This window comes from Roseivivax jejudonensis (genome assembly GCF_900172265.1).
Lineage (GTDB): Bacteria > Pseudomonadota > Alphaproteobacteria > Rhodobacterales > Rhodobacteraceae > Roseivivax > Roseivivax jejudonensis.
This window is the reverse complement of the sequence record NZ_FWFK01000006.1, coordinates 28,666-49,185: the sequence shown is the minus strand read 5'-3', so window position 1 is coordinate 49,185 and position 20,520 is coordinate 28,666. Positions and strand designations below refer to the sequence as shown.

The following is a 20,520-nucleotide window of genomic DNA, read 5'->3' as shown; positions in this document are numbered from 1 at the left end:
CCGAGACGACCCGAGGCGGGCCGAACCCGCCCGGGATCCATATCCGGCCCCCGCGCCGGCAACAGGGAGCTCACCCATGACGGACAGATCCGTGCACGACGTTCTGGGCCCCTCCGCCCATGTCGACACCTTCACCCGCGACAACCTTCCGCCGCCGGAGCAGTGGCCGGATTTCCTGCTGGACGGGTTCGACTACCCCGAGCGGCTCAACATCGGCGTCGAACTGACCGACGCGATGGTCGAGCGGGGCCACGGCGACCGCGTCGCGCTGATCGGCAACGGCCGCCGCCGCACCTACAAGGAGCTCGCCGACTGGACCAACCGGCTGGCCCACGCGATGGTCACCGACCTCGGCGTGAAGCCCGGCAACCGCGTGCTCATCCGCTCGGCCAACAACCCCGCGATGGTCGCCGCGTGGCTCGCCGCGACCAAGGCCGGCGCCGTCGTCGTCAACACCATGCCGCTGCTGCGCGCCGGCGAACTGGCCAAGATCGTCGACAAAGCGGAAATCGCCTTCGCGCTCTGCGACACCCGCCTGATGGACGAGATGACCACCTGCGCGAAGTCGAGCGCGTTCCTCGAGACGGTGGTCGGCTTCGACGGCACCTCGAACCACGACGCCGAGCTCGACCGCCTCGCGCTGGAAAAGCCGGTGACCTTCGACGCCGTGCCCACCGGCCGCGACGACGTGGCGCTCCTGGGCTTCACCTCGGGCACCACGGGCGCGCCCAAGGCGACGATGCACTTTCACCGCGACATCCTCGTCATCGCCGACGGCTACGCGCGGGAGGTGCTGAACGTCACGCCGGACGACGTGTTCGTCGGCTCCCCGCCCCTCGCCTTCACCTTCGGCCTCGGCGGCCTCGCGGTGTTTCCGCTGCGCTTCGGCGCGGCCGCGACCCTGCTCGAGAACGCCTCGCCCCCGAACATGATCGAGATCATCGAGCAGTTCCGCGCCACGATCTCCTTCACCGCACCCACCGCCTACCGGGTGATGCTGCGCGCGATGGACGAGGGCGCCGACCTCTCGTCGCTCCGCGCCGCGGTGTCGGCCGGGGAAACCCTGCCCGCCCCGGTCTACGAGGAATGGATGCAAAAGACCGGCAAGCCCATGCTCGACGGCATCGGCGCCACCGAGATGCTGCACATCTTCATCACCAACCGATTCGACGACCACCGCCCCGCCTGCACCGGCCGCCCCGTCACCGGCTACGAGGCGCGGGTGATCGGCGAGGACGGCACCGAACGCCCCCGGGGCGAGGTCGGCCGCCTCGCCGTGCGCGGGCCGACCGGTTGCCGCTACCTCGCGGACGACCGGCAGACCGATTACGTATTCAACGGCTGGAATATAACGGGCGACGCCTTCGTCATGGACGCGGACGGCTACCTGCATTTCGCCGCGCGCAACGACGACATGATCGTGTCCTCGGGCTACAACATCGCCGGCCCCGAGGTCGAAGCCGCGCTCCTGTCGCATCCCGCCGTGGCCGAATGCGCCGTCGTGGGCCAGCCGGACGAGGATCGCGGCGCCATCGTCGCCGCCCATGTCGTCCTGGCCGAGGGCCATTCCGGCGACGATGCGCTGGTGACGGCCCTGCAGGAGCACGTGAAGGCCGCGATCGCGCCCTACAAGTATCCTCGCTCGATCCGCTTTCTCGACGCCCTGCCCAAGACCGAGACCGGCAAGATCCAGCGCTTCCGCCTCAAGGACTGACCCCTCCCCCCTGCCCTGCCCCGCGCACCGTCTTCAAGTCGCAGACGCTCCGACGGTGCGCGAGGGCGGCGCCCTCCACGGCCGCCCGACCCCGCCCGGACCCGGATCCCGACGCCCCCTCTTCTTCTTGGCGCAAATACTCCGGGGGTGCGGGGGCAGCGCCCCCGCGAGCCACCCCTCGGCCGGATCGCTTGACGCCCCCACCCTGCCCGCGGGCAGGTCGCGCCGTCCCCTGCCCTGCCCGCGGGCAGGATCACGCCCCGGCGCGCTTGCGCTTCGGCGCCGTCAGCTTCATCCCCGGCGCGGTCAGCGCCTCGGGCGTGCCGACCCAGGCATAGGCCAGAAGGCACGGCTCGAGCTCCCCGGTGGTGATGCGGTGCTCGTCGCCCGGCCGGTTCAGGATCAGCGACCCCGGCGCGTAGACCGCCGCGTTGTTCTCCGACCACGCGCCCGAGATCGAGATGTAGCTCTCCTCGATGCTCTTGTGGCTGTGCTGGGGATAGGTCGTGTTCGGCGCGAACAGCACGAATCCCAGGATCAGGCGATCGGCGAGGATCGGACCGCGCGGCCCGAGGATCTCGCAATAGGCGTATTTCCGGGCCAGCGCCGGCGGGACCTTCTCGTAGCCGTATTCCCATGTCAGCCGGTCGCGCACCTGGCGCAGCGCCCGCGCCATGCCCTGCATCGCGCCGCGCTCGCCGACGTCCAGCGCGCGGTTGAAATGCGCCGTCACCGGCTTGGTGATCGGCGTCTGCTCGACGAATCCGCCATCGGCCGCGATGACCGCGGACAGCCTGTCGCGCACCGCCTTGCGGTGGGTGCGGATCGCCTTGCTGCCCCCGGCCGAGCCATGGCGGAACAGCGCCTCGAACTCGCGCAGAAGGTAGATCCAGTCCGGCCGCTCCGACAGCCGCGCATCCGGGCTCGTCGTGCTCTCGCCGCCGCTCGCATCGGTCATGCTCATCCCCGCGCCGTCCTCTCTGTCCCGCCACCGCATCTTAATCGCAAGAGAGCCGGTCCGCGCGAAAAGGCAAGCCCGCGCGACACTCCGACCCCGCACCTGCCCGCGGGCAGGCCGCATCGGTCCGCCGGCTGCCCGCGGGCAGCCTCGGGTCCGGGCCCCGTCACCGGATCCCCGCCACCGGCTTCCCGGCCCGGAACTCCGTCACCATCCGCCCGAGATACCGGTCAGGTCGCGCGATCCGCGTCGCGTTGGCGATGAGGTAATCCAGCGCCGTCACCACGCGCAGCCATCCGAGCGTCGCGATGGCCTCGGCCAACGGGCGTTCCTTCACACCGACAAATGATCCCATCATGTAGACCGACTGCATCAGCTCCGCGGGCCGGTCGGGCGGATGCGGCACGTATTCCGAGAGGGCCGGGCAGGTGGCCCAGGTCGCCGCCAGCGCCGCCCGGTCGGGCAGGTGCGCCATATCTGTTTCTGTTTTTGGGGACTCTACGGGCCGGACAATTTCCCCGTTCGCGGCGGACTCCGCGTCCGTCTCCGAACCGTCCTCGGCGCCGGTCCGCGCCTCCGGTTGCGGGTCGGCGACATCCGCAGCGGGGCAGGGGGCCGCCGTCGGAGACGGGGCCGGCGCCTCGGCCATCACCGCCTGCCCGCGGGCCAGCCGCATCAGCCGCGCGAGGATCGCGCGCATGTCCCCGAGGCTCAGCGTCGTGCGCCGCAGGACCGTCTTCGCCGTCTCGACGAAATCGCGCGCCTCCGCGGTCAGCCGCGCCGCCCCGCGCAGGAGGACCGCTCGCACCGCCAGCGCCTCGGCGCGGACCGCGCGCGCTTCCTCGGCCTCCGCGGCCCGCGTCTCGGCCAGCGCGGCGATCTCGGCGTGCCGCTCCAGCAGCGGCGTCAGGTCGAGCCCGTAGGCCGCCCGCACCTGGCCGCCCGAGCGCAGCGGAAACCGCTTGCGCGTCGCGCTGTCGCGCCGCGCGAGAAGCCCCGCCGCCACCAGCCGCGCGATGTGCCGGCGCAGGACGCGCTCGTCCATGCCGTTGGCCCGCGCGCAGATCGTCGCGTTCGCGGCGTAGATCGTCAGCATCGTGTCGGGCGTGATCGGCCGCTCCGTCCCGCGTTCGCGGCAGGGCAGGAAGCTCAACAGCGTGTCGAGCACCAACACGTCGCCCGTGGACAGGCCGAAATCGGTGCGCGTCGCCCGGATCGCGCACAACAGGGTCCGGCGCAGGACTGGGCGAAAGCCTGCGGGGCTGGTTCGGACACAGCTTTCCCGTGCCCCGGCGCGCGGCGCCGCGGAGATGGTGTGGTTCATGCCATTTCAGACGGCAAAAGGGGACCGTTCACCGAAAACGATGTTGCACGCGACTCGTATGTCGGGTATCCAGAACGTGGCTAAACGAGATGGAACCCTTCGGAACTTCGGTTTCGGGGGGTTTCTTTTTGCCTGCTGTCTGCTCCCTCGTTCTGGTTGATCGACTGCTCGAGCCCGATGTTACGGGCGCTTCCTCCGTCCGGCCCGTCGGACCCTGCCCGCGGGCAGGGTTTTCGCCGGTCCGGGGCGAAAATCGTTATAAATCAATGGCTTACGCGCCATTCTTCTGCTCCCACTCCTGCAGGAGGTCGGGCAGGGCGGTCTCCAGGTGATCGAGGAACGCCTCCGGCACCCCGTCGCCCGGCCGCACCGTCAGCGCCTTGCCCGCGCGCCGCGCCCGCAGCTTGCCGCCGGCGATCTCGCGTTCGCCGCGGGGCTGGGTCCGCGCCGGTTTTCCGGCCGATTTCAGGTCCGCGATCAGCGCCTTCAGCCGGTCGCCCGAGCTCAGGTCGGTCCGCACCGTCTTGACCACCTTGGTGGCCTTGGGCGCACCCTCGGCGGTCAGGATCTTGCGCAGTTCCTCCCACGGCCGCCGGCCGACGCCGTGCGCCGCGCCCACCGCCGCGATGACCTCGGCGGGGATGTCGCGGGCGATCCCGCGCATGCGGTAGACCTGCGTCTCCTCCACGCCGATCGCCTTTTCCACCAGCACCGCGGTGAACCCGGCATCGAGGATCTGCTTCACGAACAGCGCCCGCTCGATATACGAGGTCTCGAGCCGCGCCGCGTTCTCGAGGCCCTGCGCGATCAGCGCGTCCTCGTCGTCGAGCTCGACCACCATGCCGCGCACCGGACGCTCCAGCGCCCGGCAGGCGAGGATCCGGCGCCGGCCGTAGATCACCTCGAACCGGTCGTCGGCCTTGCGCCGCACCAGGACAGGCACCTGCTGGCCGTTGCGCCGGATCGATTCCTTCAGCTCGCTCAGGTCCTCGCCCGGGTCGATCCGGTCCGAGAACCGCGACATGTCGATCCGCGCCGGGTCGATGTCCTGGAGCGAGCGCTTCATCTGCTCCTCGAAGGACTGGCTGAAATACCGCACGTTGGGCGCGGTGCGCTTGCCCGCGCCCGCCTCGGCCGCCGGAGCGGGGGCCGGGGGCGTCTCCGCCGCCCGCGGGGCAGGGGAGGGGGCCGCGCCCCGGTCGCTTTCCTTCATCGCGCCGCGCAGCGCGTCGCCGAACACGTTCTTACGCGCCATCGGTCCGCCCCCATGCCTGGAAGAGATCGGCTTCCACCTCGTCGGCGATGCGCCCGATCGATTCGGTCACCCGGTCGTAGGTGCGCCGGTTCATCTCGCGCGGCTCCACCTCGAACACCGGCTGCTTGGTGTTGGCCGCGTCGCCGATCGCCGTGGATTTCACGAATTCCGCGCTCATCACGCTCTCGCCCAGCACCGTGCGCAGGTACGACGCCACCTGGATCTGCGGCTGGTCCGTCGCCTCGAACCGCGTGATCAGGAACCGAACGAAATCAAAGGTCTTGTCCGCCGCCTGGTTCTCGACGATCTCCATCAGGTCGCCCGCCATGTTCAGGAAGCTGGCAAGGCTCATCACGTCGAGCATCGAGGCCGTGAGCGGGATCACCATGCCGTTCGACGCGAACAGCGCCGCGATCACCGCGAACGACATCTGCGGCGGCGTGTCGAACAGCACGAGGTCGTAATCGTCCTCCACCTCGGACAGCGCCTGCGCGATGCGCCCGTGGAAAGGCACCACCGTGTCGGGGTCGCGGAACGACAGCGCCGTCTCGTACTCGAACTCGATGATGTCCATCGACACCGGCAGGATGTCGATATTCGGGAAATAGGTGCCGCGGATCGCCTGCCGGATCGGCACCGGGTCGCGATAGCGGATCACGTCGTAGACGGTCACCATGTCGGGGTCCGCCTCGGGCGTCAGCCCGAACAGGTTGGTCATCGACGCCTGCGCGTCGAGGTCGACCATCAGCACCCGGTAGCCCCGAAGCGACAGGATCTGCCCCAGATGCGTGGTGGTCGAGGTCTTGGACACCCCGCCCTTGAGGTTGACCACCGTGATCGCCTTCATCGGCTCGCCCGGCTGGCGCCGGCGGTACTCCCGCAGCCCGATCTTGCGATCGGCCCACAGCACCTCGCGGATGCGATTCATCTCGTCGGCGGTGAAATAGCGCCTGTTTCCGTTCACCAGCGTGCCGGTCGGGATCCTGTCGGACATCGACTTCACGTAGTGACGGAACGTGTTCTGGTTCACGCCGAGAAAGTCCGCGACCTCGCGCATCGAAAACGGCCGAAGGGTCTTCTCCGCATCCGGGGGGAAGATCTTTTCGGAGTGTTCCTGTAGGCTCCGCGACAGCTTCGCCGAGTAGTTCTGCAGGCGCTCGGAGCCCCTGATTCCGCTCATCTGTGCCTCGTCTGCTCGTTCGTGCTTTTTTCCCTGTATAACAGCAAAATGCACGTTTCCTAGAAAAAGCTGTTGAGGCGGCGTTCGCACGTGAAACGCGTTTGACACCCGTAAGAAAAAAACAAGCGAAAGCAGTGCCTTGTCCGTTGCGCGGCAGGGGTCGCGCGCGGCGCCGCCGCATCGCCTATCTCTGGCATCCCGCTCCAGACCTGGGGGAGGGGGCGCGCCATGCCCCCAGATCCGGGCCCGAACGCGAATCCCCGGTCAGGGCTGCGACAGCCACCCGGCATCCGGATCGGGCAGGGGAATCGCCGCCTTGAGCTCGGCCGTGTAGGGGTGCTTCGGCGCGGCGAAGACCTCGGCGGTCGGCCCCGCCTCCACGATCTCGCCCGCGCGCAGCACGATCACCTCGTGGCACAGCCGCCGGATCACCGACAGGTCGTGACTGATGAAGGCCAGCGTCAGGTCCATCTCGTCCACCAGCCGTTCCAGCAGCCGGATGATCTGCGCCTGCGTCGACACGTCGAGGCCCGACACGATCTCGTCGGCGAGGATGAAGCGCGGCGACAGCGCCAGCGCCCGCGCGATGCCCACGCGCTGCCGCTGGCCGCCCGACAACTGGTGCGGATAACGGCGGGCAAAGGCGCCGCCCAGCTGCACCCGCTCGAGCACCTCGCGGGCGCGATCCTCGGCATTCGCCACGCCATAGAGCCGCATCGGCGCCTCCACCAGCCTTAGCACCGAGTGCCGCGGGTTCAGCGACGACATCGGATCCTGAAAGATCATCTGCAGATCGCGCCGGTGCCGCTTCAGCGCGCGGGTGTCCGCGTGGGTGATGTCGTCCCCGTCAAAGCGCAGCGTGCCGCCCGTCGGCTCCAGCAGCCGCACCAGGCACCGCCCCAGCGTCGACTTGCCCGACCCGCTTTCGCCCACGATCCCGAGGACGCGCCCCCGCGCCACGTCGAAGCTCAGCCCTTTCAGGATCTCCACCCGCGGCGCCGCCCCGAACAGCGGCCGCGCGTTCAGGTCCGGCAGCGCCAGCCGCAGGTCGCGCGCCTCGATGAGCGGCTCAGCCATCGGTCCAGTCCCTGTCCGCCGCCGCCACCTCGGCATCGAGCGCGGCGATCACCGCCTCGGGCACCGGCATCAGCGACTCCTCCGGCCGGTCGTAGCGCGGCGTCGCCGCGATCAGCGCCCGCGCGTAGGGGTGCGGGTCGGGGCCGAAGATCCGCGCCGCCGGGCCCTGGTCCACCACCTTGCCGGCATACAGCACGCTCAGGCTCCGGCAGAGCTTGGCGACCACGCCCATGTCGTGCGTCACGAACAGAAGCGCCGTGCCGTGCCGCGCCTGCAGTTCCCCGATCAGCCGCAGAACCTGCCGCTGCACCGTCACGTCGAGAGCGGTGGTCGGCTCGTCGGCGATGATGAGCGCGGGCTCGGCGGCGAACGCGGCGGCGATCAGCACCCGCTGCCGCATCCCGCCCGAGACCTCGTGCGGATAGGCCTGCATCACCCGTCCGGGTTCGCGGATCGCCACCTCGTCGAGCAGCTCCGCCGCCCGCGCGCGGGCCCGCCCGGCGTCCCAGCCGAGGATGTGCACCAGCCGGTCGGTGATCTGCCCGCCGATCCGCCGGCAGGGGTTGAGCGCGGTCAGCGGATCCTGCGGGATGATCGCGATCCGCTCGCCCACCAGCCGCCGCCGCGCGCGGCGGGGCAGGGCGGTCAGGTCCTGCCCGTCGAACAGGATTCGACCCGAACGCACCGCGATCCCGCGTGGCAGCACCCCGGCGATCGCCTTGCCGATCATGCTCTTGCCGGCGCCGGATTCGCCCACGAGGCCGTGCGTCTCGCCCGCCGCGACCGACAGCGACACGTCGCGCAACAGCCGCGGGCCGCCGCGCCCGACGCTGACGTTCAGCCCCTCGATCCGCAGAAGCGCGCTCATCGCAGCACCGGGTCGATGCGGTCCTTCAGCCCCTCGCCGAACTGCGAGAAGGCGAGGACGGTGAAGAACAGCGCCACCATCGGCGCCACCAGCACCCAGGGCGCGAAATGGATCTGCGTGCGCCCCTCGGCGATCATTCCGCCCCAGGTCGGATCGTCCGACGAGATCGACAGGTTCACGAAGCTCAGGATCGCCTCCACGATCACCGCGATCCCCATCTCCAGGGACAGCAGCACGAGGATCGTCGGCAGCACGTTCGGCACCACCTCCGTGGCGAGGATGCCGAGCCGCGAGCGCCCGATCACCACCGCGCTCGCGACGTAGTCCATGCGGCTCTGTGCCAGCGTCTCGGCGCGGATCACGCGGGCGAAGCGGGTCCAGTCGATCACCGCGATTGCGATGATGACCGAGTGCAGCCCGGTCCCCAGCACCGCCACCAGCAGGATCGCGAACAGCACCGGCGGAAAGCTCATCCACACGTCGATCACCCGCCCGATCACCCGGTCGGTCCAGCCGCCCATGTAGCCGGCCAGAAGCCCCAGCACCGACCCGATCAGCGCCGCCGCCCCGCCGGCCAGGATCGCGACGATCAGCGCGATCCGCGCGCCGTGGATGAGCCGCGACAGAACGTCCCGGCCAAGGCTGTCGGTCCCGAGGTAGTAGCCCGGCTCGTGCCCCTCGGCCCAGACCGGCGGCAACCGCTCGAGGAACAGGTCCTGCGCCAGCGGATCCTGCGGCGCGATCCACGGCGCGAACACGGCCGCGACCAGCAAGAGCGCCAGCCATCCGCCCGCCAACCAGAGCCTAACCATGCCGAAGTCTCGGGTTCAGCGCCGCGTAGGCGAGGTCCACGATCAGGTTCGTGGCGATGAACAGCACCGCGAACAGCAGCACGATCCCCTGGATCAGCGGCAGGTCCCGGTTGATGACCGCGTCGATCGCGAGGTTGCCGAGCCCGCCGTAGGAAAACAGCTTCTCCACGATCACCGTGCCGCCGATCAGGAACGTGAACTGCACGCCCACCAGCGTCAGCGTCGGCAGCACCGCGTTGCGCAGCGCCTCGCGGAACAGCACCGCGATCTCGGAATACCCCTTGGCCCGCGCCAGCGTCACGTAGTCGAGGTGCATGACCTCCTTCAGCGACTGCTTCAGAACCTGCGCGATCACCGCCGACAGGGGCAGCGCCAGCGCCAGCGCCGGCAGCGCCATGTGGTGCAAAAGGTCGCCCGTCACCCGCAGATCGAGCCGCAACAGGCTCTCCACCAGCAGGAATCCGGTCGCGTAGTCCGGGTCGAGCGCCGGAGAGATCCGCCCCGACACCGGAAACAGCGGCACCACCACGCCGAACAGCAGGATGAAGATCAGCCCCCACAGGAAATCCGGGATCGACAGCGTCATGCCGTTCCACAGGTCCACCGCGCTCTCGGCCGGGCGCTGCCGGCGCAGCGTGCCGATCACCGCCAGCGTGGTGCCGATCGCCACCGCGATGGCCAGCGCCAGGAGCGCCAGCTCCAGCGTCGCCGGCAGCCGGTCGAGCACCAGCGCGCCGACGTCCTGCCGGAGCGAGATCGACGTGCCGAAATCGCCGCGCACCACGCCGCCGAGCCAGATCAGGAACTGTTCCGGCACCGACCGGTCGAGCCCGTAGGCCGCGCGCAGCCGCGCCATGTCCTCGGCGTCCGCGCCGGGCGGCAGCATCATGGCGATCGGGTCGCCCGGCGCCAGCCGGATGACCACGAACACCACGAGCGCCACGCCGAACAGCGTCACGACCGTCGTCATAAGGCGAAGGAGGGCCTGTCTCATGCGGGGCAGGGGGCGCGCGCCGGGGCGGCGCCCCCGCGCCTCATCCGCGGCGCACGGATTGCGCCGACAGCGCGCCCGAGGCGCGCGGCGTCACGCTCAGCCCGGCCCGGTGCACGATCGGCTGGACGTATTGCAGGATCGGGATCACCAGCGCGTCCTCGGCCACCTTGCGGTCCACGGCCTTGTAGCCCTCGATCCGCGCCGCCTCGTCCGCCTCGCCCCAGAGCGGGCCGATCATGTCGATCATCTCCTGCCCGTCCCAGACCGAGTGCGGGCTCGGCCCGAACATGGTGAACCCCGTCGAGGTCGCCGGGTCGCCCACCGAGTTGCCCCAGTTGTAGAACGCCGCCGGCGCCAGCTCGTCGGCCGCGCGCAGCTCGTAGTGCTTGGCGATCTCGTAGACCTCGATCTCCGCCTCGATGCCCACGCGCCGCCACAGCCCGACGATGGCCTGGATCATCTCGTAATCCTTGGGCTTGAACCCCCGCGTCGTCTGGATCGTGAACGTCACCGGGTTGTCCGGGCCGTAGCCGGACTCGGCCAGCAGCGCCTGCGCCTGCTCGGGGTCGTAGGGCACCTCGATCGACGGGTCGTAGGCGGCGTAATCCGGCGTCTGCAGCGTGTCGATCGGCACGCCGTAGCCCGACAGCAGCCGGTCGATGATCAGCTGCTTGTCGATCGCCATGTGCATCGCCTTGCGCACGTTGGGGTCGGTCATCGGCTCGACGTCGTTGATGAAGATCATGCCGATATCCGACACCGGGATCGACGTGCCGGCCAGCGCGTCCTGCGCGCTCAGCCGGTCGAACTCCTCGTAGGGGATCTCCAGCGTCAGGTCGGACTGGCCCGATTCCACCTCGGCCACCCGGCTCGAGGCGTCGGTGACGAACTTGATGGTCACCGTCTCGAAATCCGGCGCCTCGCCCCAGTAGCCGTCGTGCCGGACCAGCCGCAGGAACGCCCCGCGCTCGAACCGGTCGACCTTGTAGGGCCCCGATCCCACCGGCGCGGCCTCGAACCCGTCGGGCCCGACCTCCTCGAAATACGCCTTCGGCAGGACGTAGCCGGTCAGAAAGCCCATCCACTTGAACAGCGTCGGCTCGAACTCCAGCACGTCGGCGGTGATCTCCTGCCCGTCGATCTCGAAGTTGCCGATCTTCGACCAGACGAACTGGATCGGGTTGCCGCCCTCGGGATCGCCCGCACGGGTCAGCGACCACACGATGTCCTCGGGCGTGACCGGGTCGCCGTTGTGCCATGTCGCGCCCTCGCGCACGACCATCCGCACCTTGGTGTTGTCGTCGGTCCAGCCCCAGTCGGTCAGCAGCCCGGGCCGGAACGACAGGTCGGGCTCCTGCGCGATGAACTGGTCGAAGATCGACTGGTAGATGCCCTGGATCGTCGGGTTCACCGCCGACGGGCCCACCGTCGGATCGAACGAGGGCAGGGTGACGTTGTAGGCGATCGTCAGCGCGGACTCGTCCTGCGCGACGGCCCGGCCGGGCAGCCCGGTCAGGCCCGCGACGAGGCCCGCGGCGCCGGTGCCGAGCACGGTGCGGCGAGTGAGGGTCATGGTTGTCCTCCGGATCTGTTGGACGGCGGCGCGCGGGCCGCCGATCGGTCGCGGGCCGTTCGGACGGCCTTCTGCGATCAGGATTGCTTCAAGCCTGAAATGTGTCAATGCATATATCTCTGCCGCTCCCGCGCGAGACGCCGGGTGGCCCCCCGCGCCCCGTGGGATGCCCGAAACCGCGCCGCCCTGCCGCGCGCCCGATCGTACGATCCGACCCGAATTTGCGCGGGATGGCGTACGTTTTCCCGCCGCAATCGGACAAACCTTACGAACCGCGCGCGCGATCGGCCGGTCCGGCCGTCCGCTTCGTTGCGATGAAACCGTCCGGCCCCGGCCCGCGGGCCGGGGCGCTCAGCCCGCCAGCCGCTTCGCCAGAAGCGTGCCGGACCCCGCGCCGGTGCCCGCGCCCGGCCACGTCGCGGCGCCCACCATCCACAGCCGCTTGATCGGCGTCGCCCCGTCCGAGAACCCCGGAACCGGGCGGAACAGGAAGTTCTGCGCCGGGTGGTGGCTGCCGCAGATCTGGTCCCCGCCCACGAGGTTGGGATTGTCCGCCTCGAGGTCTTCGGGCGACTCGACATGCCGCGCGAGGATCCGCGCCCGCAGCCCCGGCGCGTAACGCTCCATGATGTCGAGCACGCGCTCGGCATAGGCGTCCCTGGCGGTGGTCCAGTCCCGCGCCGCGATCTCGTTGGCGGCGTCGCCGCGGATCGTGCCCGGCACCATCCGCACCTGCACCCACAGGATGTGCTTGCCTTCGGGCGCGCGGGTCGGGTCCACCACGGTCGGCTGGCCCACCACGATGACCGGCTCGGCGGGCAGGAGCCCCGCCTGCGCCTCGGCATAGGTGGCCGCCATCCGGTGCAGCGACGGCGCGAGGTGCACGTAGGCAAAGCGGCGCAGCTCCGCCCCCGCCGCCCAGTCGGGCAGGTCGTCCATCGCCAGGTGCAGCATCATCGTGCCGGGCGCGTGGCGGAACCGAGCGAGCCCGTCGTCGAACCGCGCGCTGCCCGATCCGCGCGGCAAGAGGCGGGCGAGGCCCGAGGGCGCGACATTGGCGATCACCGCTTTTTCGGCCTTCACCCGCCGCCCCTCGGCCAGCCACACGCCGGTCGCGCGGCCGCCCGCGGTCAGCACCTCGGCGACCGGCGCGTTGCAGGTCACCGATCCGCCCGCGGCCTCGATCATGCCGACCATCGCGCGCACGATCGTGTCGGCGCCGCCGCGGCCGATCACCATGCCGAAGCTCTGGTTCGCCATCGCCTCGAGATAGGGAAACACCGCGCCGCCGGATTGGTCCGGCGCGAAGTCGAGATGCATGCCCCACGCGGCGCACATGGCCTTGACCCGCTCGCTCTCGAACGTCTCGTCGAGAAACGCGCGCGGGCTCTGCAGCATCAGCCGCGCGAGGCTGCGCACGTGCCCGATGCCGCGCTGGCGCGCCACCGACAGCGCCGTCCGCCCGAGCGAGCGCAGCGTCATCGGCGCGCCGAGCACGGCAAAGATGTGCGGCGCGTCCTGTCCGAACTCCGCGACCAGACGCCGCCACGTCGCCGCATCCCGCGCCGACTGCCCGCCGATGCGCGCCGCCGTCACGGCGAGGTCCGTCGACACGCCGAGCCATCGCCCGTCCGGGAACGCCGTGGCAAAGCAGTCCGCGGCCGGCGCGAAGTCCATCCCGTGCCGCGCCAGCGCCGCCCCGTGCGCCTGCGCGAAGGGCGACCCGGCGAAAAGCGACAGGTTCATCGCGCCGGTGTCGTGCCGGAATCCGGGCAGCGTGACCTCGCGCGTCTTGACGGCGCCGCCGGGCACGTCCGCCTGCTCGAACACCTCGACCGACCAGCCCTTCGCCGCGAGCGCCGCCGCCGCCGCCAGCCCGTTGTGCCCCGCGCCGATCACCACCGCGTCCGCCATGTGCGCCTCCGTTGTCCGGGTCACGTAGATATTTGCATGTGCATGTTTTTCTGTCTACGCTCGGCGGCAAAACACGCGCAACAGGGAGAGCGCCCATGTCGGCACATGACGTCGTGAAGGATCTCGGGGCCAAGCTTCTCACGGGAGAGGTTAAGATCGTCGATCTGTCGGGTTCGCTGGGCCCCGACACGCCGATCCTGCAACTGCCGCCGGACTTCGCCAAGAACACCCCCAAGGTCGAGATCCACAAGATCTCGGAATACGACGAGGACGGCCCGTTCTTCGCCTGGAACTGGATGGTCCTGGGCGAGCATTCGGGCACGCATTTCGACGCGCCGCACCACTGGGTCACCGGCAAGGACTACGCCGAGGGCTTCACCGACACGCTCGATCTGCAGCGCACGGTCGCGCCGGTCAACGTCCTCGACTTCTCGAAGGAAAGCGCTGCGGACGCCGATTTCCTGCTCACCCCCGACCACATCAAGACGTGGGAGGCCGAGCACGGCGAGATCGGCGCCGGCGAATGGGTGGTGATGCGCACCGACTGGGACAAGCGTGCCGACGACGAGGCGAAATTCCTCAACGCCGACGACAACGGCCCGCATTCGCCCGGACCCACGCCCGAGGCGATCGAGTACCTGCTGTCCAAGAAGATCGTCGGCTGGGGCACCCAGTGCATCGGCACCGACGCGGGTTGCGCCGGCGGGCTCGAACCGCCGTTCCCGGCGCACAACTTCCTGCACCGCGACAATTGCTTCGGCCTCGCGTCACTGGCCAATCTCGACCAGCTGCCCGCCAAGGGCGCGATTCTCGTCGCGGCCCCGCTCAAGATCAAGCGCGGCACCGGCAGCCCGATCCGGGCGATGGCGATCGTCCCGGCGTGACGGGGCGCGCGCCATGAGCCGCGACGCCGTCGTCATCGGAAGCGGGATCAACGGCCTCGTCGCCGCCGCGCTTCTGGCGAAAATGGGAAAATCGGTCCTCCTGCTCGAACGGGAGGACCGGATCGGCGGCTGCATCCGGACCGAGGAGATCACCGCCCCGGGCTTCGTGCACGACGTCATGGCGACGACCTTCGTGCTGTTCCTGACCGGGCCGGCCTACGGCGCGCTGGCCGACGATCTGGGCCGGCACGGGGTCGAATTCGCGCACAGCGACCACCCCACCGCCGTGCTGCGCCCCGACGGGTCGGCGGCGGTGCTGTCCAAGGACCGCGCCGCCAACCGCGCGATGTTCGACGCGCTGGCCGACGGCGACGGCGCCGCCTTTGCCGCCGCGGCCGACGGCGTGGGCGCCGATGCCGGGCTGATCTTCGGCCTTCTGGGCGAGGCGCTGTGGACCCCGCGCACCGCCTGGACCCTCGCGCGCGAGGCGTGGCGCCGCGGCCCGCGCGGGCTCGCCGCCTTCGTCGGAGAAGCAATGGTCCCCGCGCGCGGCTGGCTGGAACAGGCCTTCGCCTCCGACACCTCGCGCGCGCTCTTCGCGCCGTGGGTGCTGCATACCGGCCTCGGCCCCGATGCGGCCTACTCGGCACAGATGGGCAAGGTCATCGCCTTCGCGCTCGAGGCCGCCGGCGCGCCGATCGTGAAAGGCGGGGCGGGGCGCCTGCTCGACGGGTTCCGCGCGATCATCGAAGAAAACGGCGGTGAGATCCGCACCGGGGCCGAGGTCGCGCGCATCGACACGCCGGGCGGCACCGCACGCGGTGTCCGCCTCGCCGACGGTGAGCGGATCGCAGCGCGCCACGTGATCGCGTCCGTCGCGCCGGGCCAGCTCTACGGCACGCTCGTCGCCGACCCCCGGCCCGAGACGGTGACGGCGATGCGCGGCTTCCGGCACGGCATGGGCAACTTCCAGATGCACTACGCGCTGAAAGCGCCGCCGCGCTGGCGCACGGAGGGGCTGTCGGACGTGGCGCTGACCCACCTGACGCCGGGCCTCGACGGCGTGTCCAAGGCGGTGAACGAGGCGATGCGCGGCATGCTGCCCGAGACGCCGACGATCTGCGTCGGACAGCCCACCGCGCTCGATCCCTCCCGCGCGCCGGAAGGGCAGGCCATCCTGTGGCTGCAACTGCCCGAGGCGCCGGTGCACATCCGCGGCGATGCCGGCGGCACGATCGACGTGCCCGGCGACGGCACTTGGACCGAGGCGGTGCGCGAGGCCTATGCCGACCGCATCGAGGCGATCCTGTCGCGGCATGTCGACGGCTTCGCCGACACCGTGATCGCGCGCCGCGCCTATTCGCCCGCCGATCTCGAGGCGATGAACGTCAACCTCGTGGGCGGCGATCCTTACGGCGGATCCTGCGCGCTCGACCAGTTCTTCCTCTGGCGTCCCTTCAAGGGTTCGGTCAACAACCGCACCGAGATTCGCAACCTGTGGCACATTGGTGCCTCGACCCACCCGGGGCCGGGGTTAGGTGGCGGATCGGGATATCTCGTGGCGGGCAGCATCAGGTGACGGACATGGCGGAAGACCAGGCACCCGGCGAGGGGCTCGCGCGGCCCGACCGCACGCTCGGCGAAATCGGGCTGTGGCAGTTCGCGCCCTACCTGATGAACCGCATCATGGGCCGCTACAACGCCAACCTGCAGACCACGCTCAAGACCCAGAACCTGACCACCGCCAAGATGCGCACGCTCGCCGTGCTGGCGGTGGTGCCGGGGCTGACGATCAACGAGCTGTCGGTCTACGCGGTGACCGAGCAGTCGACGATGTCGCGCACGCTCGAGGCGATGGAGAAGGCCGGACTGATCCATCGGCGCGCGCGCGACACCGACGCCCGCGTGCGCGAGATCACCCTGACCGATGCCGGCCGCGCCGAGTTCGATGCCGTCTGGCCGCTGATGTACGCCCGCTACGAGGACATGTTCGCCGGCATCGACGAGGCCGAGCGCACGGCCTTCATCGGCACGCTTCAGAAGATCCTCAAGAACGTGCGCCTGCACGAGATCTGATAGCGCCGCGCGCACCCTGACGGATCGTGACCGGAGCGCGCGTTGGGGCTTTGCAAAACTCTATGCAAATGGATATACCTGTCCAAACCGCGCAGGAAGGATGCCGCATGGCAGAGCGTTCGTTCAAGAAGGAGGTCGAGCAGCTGCGCATCGGCGCGGGCGAGACCTTCCGCGGCGAGGGCATCCTCGCCATCACCAAGGCGCTTCTGGAAAACGGCGTCGGCTATGTGGGCGGCTACCAGGGCGCCCCGATCAGTCACCTGATGGACGTGCTCGCCGACGCCGAGGACCTGATGGCCGAGCTCGGGATCCGGTTCGAGGCCAACGCCTCCGAGGCCGCCGCGGCGGCGATGCTGGCGGCGAGCGTGCACTACCCGATCCGAGGGGCCGTCACCTTCAAGTCGACCGTCGGCACCAACGTCGCCTCCGACGCGCTGGCCAACCTCGCCTCTGGCGGCGTGACCGGTGGCGCGCTCGTCATCGTCGGCGAGGATTACGGCGAAGGCTCCTCGATCATGCAGGAGCGCAGCCACGCCTTCGCGATGAAGTCGCAGATCTGGCTGCTGGACCCGCGCCCGAACCTGCCGTCGATCACCGACGCGGTGCGGCACGGCTTCGCGCTCAGCGAGGCGTCGAACACGCCGGTGATGCTGCAGGTCCGGATCCGTTGCTGCCACGTCCACGGCGCGTTCGAGGCGCGGGACAACGTGCCGCCGCCGCTCACCGTGCGCGACGCGCTGTCGAACCCGCGGCGCGACACCAACCGCATCGTGCTGCCGCCGGCCTCCTTCGCGCACGAGAAGGAAAAGGTCGAAAAGCGCTGGCCGGCCGCCGTCCGCTACATCACCGAACACGGGCTGAACGAGCATTTCGGGCCTGACCGGGGTCGCGTCGGCATCATCCTGCAGGGCGGCATGTACAACGGCGTGATCCGCGCGCTGCAGCGGCTCGGCCTTGCCGATGTCTACGGCGACAGCGCCGTGCCGCTCTACTGCCTGAACGTCACCTACCCGCTGGTCGATGACGAGATCCTCGGCTTCTGCGCCGACAAGGATGCCGTCCTGATCGTCGAGGAGGGCCAGCCCGATCACATCGAGCAGAGCCTGCGCGCGATCCTGCACAAGGCCGGCGCCACCACGAAGGTCGCCGGCAAGGACGTGCTGCCGATGGCCGGCGAATACACCGGGCAGGTCATGCTCGACGGGGTCGAGGCGTTCCTCACCCGCCACGCGTCCGACATCCTGCCCGACCGCGCCCGCGCGCCGAACCGTCCGGGGCCGGTGCCGGACCTGTCCGAGGTCGTGCCCGGACGGCCGCCGGGCTTCTGCACCGGCTGCCCGGAGCGGCCGATCTTCGCGGCGATGAAGCTCGTCGAGGAAGAGACCGGGCCGCACCAGGTGTCGGCCGATATCGGCTGTCACCTGTTCTCGATCATGCCGCCGTTCGAGATCGGCGGCACCACGATGGGCTACGGGCTCGGCCCGGCCTCCAACGCCGCCTTCGACGGCGGCGGCGACAAGCGCCCGATCTCGATCCTCGGCGACGGCGGGTTCTGGCACAACGGGCTGTCGTCCTCCATCGGCAACGCGGTGTTCAACAAGTCCGACGGCGTCACGATCGTGGTGGACAACCACTATTCGGCCGCCACCGGCGGGCAGGACATCCTGTCGTCGCGCGCGCAGAACGACACGAAGTCGACGCAGCACCCGATCGCGCAGGCGCTCAAGGGCGTGGGCGTCGGCTGGGTCCGCCAGATCGACCGCACCTACGACGTCAAGCGCATGCGCGACACGCTGAAGGAGGCGCTGACCACCGACCACGAGGGCCCGAAGGTCATCGTCGCGTCGTCGGAATGCATGCTCAACCGCCAGCGCCGGGAAAAGCCGCTGCTGTCCAAGGCGATCAGCGAGGGGCGGCGCGTCGCGCGGCCGAAATTCGGCGTCGACGAGGAGGTCTGCACCGGCGATCACGCCTGCATGCGGCTCTCGGGCTGCCCGTCTCTGACGCTGAAGATGCCCGACGACCCGCTGCGCGACGATCCCGTCGCGCATATCGACCAATCCTGCGTGGGCTGCGGCAATTGCGGCGAGGTCGCGGATGCCGCCGTGCTGTGCCCGTCCTTCTACCAAGCCGACCTGGTGCACAACCCGCGCCCGTTCGAGACGCGCATGGCCCGCTGGCAGCGCCGCGCGATCGACTGGCTGCAGGCGCGCCGCGCGTCGCGTCGGCTCGCCCGAGAGGCGGTGCGATGAACCGCGCCGCGATGCTCGACCCGCGCGCGCCCGACGCGAGGCTCGACCAGATCGTCAAGCTCGCGATCCTCGCCGTGGGCGGGCAGGGGGGCGGCGTCCTGACCAACTGGATCGTCGATCTGGCCGAGCGCAACGGCTACGCCGTGCAGGCCACGTCGGTCGCCGGGGTCGCGCAGCGCACCGGCGCCACGATCTACTACGTCGAGATGCTGCCCGAGAGCGGGCGCCAACCTGTCTTCGCGCTCGCGCCCGCCGAGGCGGACGTCGACATCCTCATCGCCGCCGAGATGATGGAGGCCGGGCGCGCGATCATGCGCGGCTTCGTCACGCCCGACCGCACCACGCTGATCGCGTCGTCGCACCGCGCGCTCGCGGTGAGCGAGAAGGTCGTGCCGGGCACGGGCCTTGCCGACAGCGGCGCCGTCGCCCGCGCCGCCGAGGAGAGCGCCGCGCGCTTCATCGCCTTCGACATGGAGGCGATGGCGCGGGAGGCGGGCTCGGTCATCTCGGCCAGCCTCTTCGGCGCGCTGGCCGGCTCGGGCACGCTGCCCTTCGCCGCGGACACGTACCGCGAGACGATCCGCGCCTCGGGGCGCGGGGTCGCGGCGTCGCTCGCCGCGTTCGAGGCCGCGCGCGAGGCCGCCGCCGCCGGCCGCACCCCCACGGCGACCGAGCTGTCGGACGCGCCGCCGGAACCGGGCGGCACGCTGCCGCCGGCCGCGACGCCGGTGACCGAAGATGCCGCGCCCGAGCGCATGGCCGGCCCGGACGCGATGCTCTCGGAGTGGCGCGATCTCCGGGCCCGTGCCGCAGCGCTGCCTGCGCCCGTGGTGCCGCTGGCCGAGGCCGGGCTGGCAAAGCTCGTCGACTACCAGGATCTCGCCTACGGCACGGAGTATCTCGATCGGATCGACGCGATTCTCGCGCGGGACCGCGCGGCGGGCGGAGAGCGGCACGACTTCGCCTTCACAGCGGCGGCGGCCAAGTACGTGGCCACCGCGATGGCCTACGACGACATCCCGCGCGTGGCCGATCTCAAGACCCGCAAGGGCCGGCTGGAGCGGATCACCGACGAGATGCGCGCGCCCGAGGGGACGCTCGTGCACGTCACCGAATACATGCACCCCCGCGCGGCGGAGGCGATCAGTGTCATGCCCGCCCGCCTCGGCCGCTGGGTGGAGGCGCGCCCGCGACTCGTCAGCGCGCTCGACCGGGTGGTGAACCGTGGCCGTCGGCTCCGGACGGACCGGCTGGCGGGATTCACGGCGCTCTATGCGGTTGCCGGACTGCGCCGCTGGCGCCGGCGCCTGCTGCGCCACGGACGCGAGATGGCGCATCTCGACGCGTGGCTCGACGCCGCGCTCGGTCGGCTCGACAGCGACTACGCCCACGCGACCGAAACGCTGCGCATCCGGCGTCTGGTCAAGGGCTACAGCGACACCCATGCGCGCGGACTGGCGAAGTTCGACTCGGTGATGGCCGGTGCCGCGCTGGTCGAGGGGCGCGACGATGCCGCCGACTGGACCGCGCGGCTGATCACCGCCGCGCTGAAGGATCCGAAGGGAGAGGCGCTCGACGGCGCGCTGCGCACGATCCGGTCGTTCACCACGGCCGGCAGCGCCTGACGCGCTGCGCCGCG

At 70.4% G+C, this 20,520-nt stretch carries 16 protein-coding genes; 6 read left to right on the top strand and 10 right to left on the bottom strand.

Going from position 1 to position 20,520, the window contains the following annotated elements:
• Window positions 1-76: 76 nt before the first annotated feature.
• On the top strand, window positions 77-1,714 hold the full coding sequence (locus ROJ8625_RS15765; protein WP_085792886.1) for an AMP-binding protein: 1,638 nt from the start codon (window positions 77-79) through the stop codon (window positions 1,712-1,714).
• 253 nt (window positions 1,715-1,967) lie between these two features.
• Here ROJ8625_RS15765 and ROJ8625_RS15760 read toward each other — a convergent pair whose 3' ends face one another.
• From ROJ8625_RS15760 to ROJ8625_RS15715, 10 genes are all read right to left on the bottom strand, one after another.
• On the bottom strand, window positions 1,968-2,672 hold the full coding sequence (locus ROJ8625_RS15760; RefSeq protein ID WP_085793068.1) for a dimethylsulfonioproprionate lyase family protein: 705 nt from the start codon (window positions 2,670-2,672) through the stop codon (window positions 1,968-1,970).
• Between the two features lie 166 nt (window positions 2,673-2,838).
• On the bottom strand, window positions 2,839-3,996 hold the full coding sequence (locus ROJ8625_RS15755; RefSeq protein ID WP_085792885.1) for a helix-turn-helix domain-containing protein: 1,158 nt from the start codon (window positions 3,994-3,996) through the stop codon (window positions 2,839-2,841).
• Between the two features lie 271 nt (window positions 3,997-4,267).
• Window positions 4,268-5,251: a plasmid partitioning protein RepB gene (gene repB, locus ROJ8625_RS15750; RefSeq protein WP_085792884.1), complete on the bottom strand. Its 984-nt coding sequence runs from the start codon at window positions 5,249-5,251 to the stop codon at window positions 4,268-4,270.
• Window positions 5,241-6,431: a plasmid partitioning protein RepA gene (gene repA, locus ROJ8625_RS15745; RefSeq protein WP_085792883.1), complete on the bottom strand. Its 1,191-nt coding sequence runs from the start codon at window positions 6,429-6,431 to the stop codon at window positions 5,241-5,243. The genes repB and repA overlap by 11 nt, the downstream gene beginning before the upstream one ends.
• A gap of 264 nt (window positions 6,432-6,695) precedes the next feature.
• Window positions 6,696-7,508 carry an ATP-binding cassette domain-containing protein gene (locus ROJ8625_RS15740; protein WP_085792882.1) on the bottom strand — a complete coding sequence of 271 codons (813 nt, stop codon included), beginning with the start codon at window positions 7,506-7,508 and terminating at the stop codon, window positions 6,696-6,698.
• Window positions 7,501-8,376: an ABC transporter ATP-binding protein gene (locus ROJ8625_RS15735; protein WP_085792881.1), complete on the bottom strand. Its 876-nt coding sequence runs from the start codon at window positions 8,374-8,376 to the stop codon at window positions 7,501-7,503. The genes ROJ8625_RS15740 and ROJ8625_RS15735 overlap by 8 nt, the downstream gene beginning before the upstream one ends.
• Window positions 8,373-9,188, bottom strand: coding sequence for an ABC transporter permease (locus ROJ8625_RS15730; RefSeq protein ID WP_085792880.1), 816 nt, complete (start codon window positions 9,186-9,188; stop codon window positions 8,373-8,375). The genes ROJ8625_RS15735 and ROJ8625_RS15730 overlap by 4 nt, the downstream gene beginning before the upstream one ends.
• Complete coding sequence (locus tag ROJ8625_RS15725) at window positions 9,181-10,158, bottom strand: ABC transporter permease (RefSeq protein WP_234984295.1); 978 nt, start codon at window positions 10,156-10,158, stop codon at window positions 9,181-9,183. The genes ROJ8625_RS15730 and ROJ8625_RS15725 overlap by 8 nt, the downstream gene beginning before the upstream one ends.
• A gap of 64 nt (window positions 10,159-10,222) precedes the next feature.
• Window positions 10,223-11,755, bottom strand: a complete 1,533-nt coding sequence (locus ROJ8625_RS15720) for an ABC transporter substrate-binding protein (RefSeq protein ID WP_085792878.1) — start codon at window positions 11,753-11,755, stop codon at window positions 10,223-10,225.
• Between the two features lie 351 nt (window positions 11,756-12,106).
• The gene (locus ROJ8625_RS15715; protein WP_085792877.1) at window positions 12,107-13,669 is read right to left on the bottom strand and encodes a phytoene desaturase family protein; all 1,563 of its coding nucleotides are present in this window, start codon (window positions 13,667-13,669) and stop codon (window positions 12,107-12,109) included.
• Window positions 13,670-13,764: 95 nt separating this feature from the next.
• On the opposite strand from ROJ8625_RS15715, the gene ROJ8625_RS15710 reads away from it, so the two are divergent.
• The 5 genes from ROJ8625_RS15710 (at window position 13,765) to ROJ8625_RS15690 (ending at window position 20,506) form a co-directional block, all read left to right on the top strand.
• Window positions 13,765-14,553: a cyclase family protein gene (locus ROJ8625_RS15710; protein WP_085792876.1), complete on the top strand. Its 789-nt coding sequence runs from the start codon at window positions 13,765-13,767 to the stop codon at window positions 14,551-14,553.
• A gap of 13 nt (window positions 14,554-14,566) precedes the next feature.
• The gene (locus ROJ8625_RS15705; protein ID WP_085792875.1) at window positions 14,567-16,132 is read left to right on the top strand and encodes a phytoene desaturase family protein; all 1,566 of its coding nucleotides are present in this window, start codon (window positions 14,567-14,569) and stop codon (window positions 16,130-16,132) included.
• Between the two features lie 5 nt (window positions 16,133-16,137).
• Window positions 16,138-16,629, top strand: coding sequence for a MarR family winged helix-turn-helix transcriptional regulator (locus ROJ8625_RS15700; protein WP_085792874.1), 492 nt, complete (start codon window positions 16,138-16,140; stop codon window positions 16,627-16,629).
• A 107-nt stretch (window positions 16,630-16,736) separates the two neighbouring features.
• Window positions 16,737-18,881, top strand: a complete 2,145-nt coding sequence (locus tag ROJ8625_RS15695) for a thiamine pyrophosphate-dependent enzyme (protein ID WP_085792873.1) — start codon at window positions 16,737-16,739, stop codon at window positions 18,879-18,881.
• Window positions 18,878-20,506 carry an indolepyruvate oxidoreductase subunit beta family protein gene (locus ROJ8625_RS15690; protein WP_143535148.1) on the top strand — a complete coding sequence of 543 codons (1,629 nt, stop codon included), beginning with the start codon at window positions 18,878-18,880 and terminating at the stop codon, window positions 20,504-20,506. Before ROJ8625_RS15695 ends, ROJ8625_RS15690 begins: the two co-directional genes overlap by 4 nt.
• Window positions 20,507-20,520: the final 14 nt, after the last annotated feature.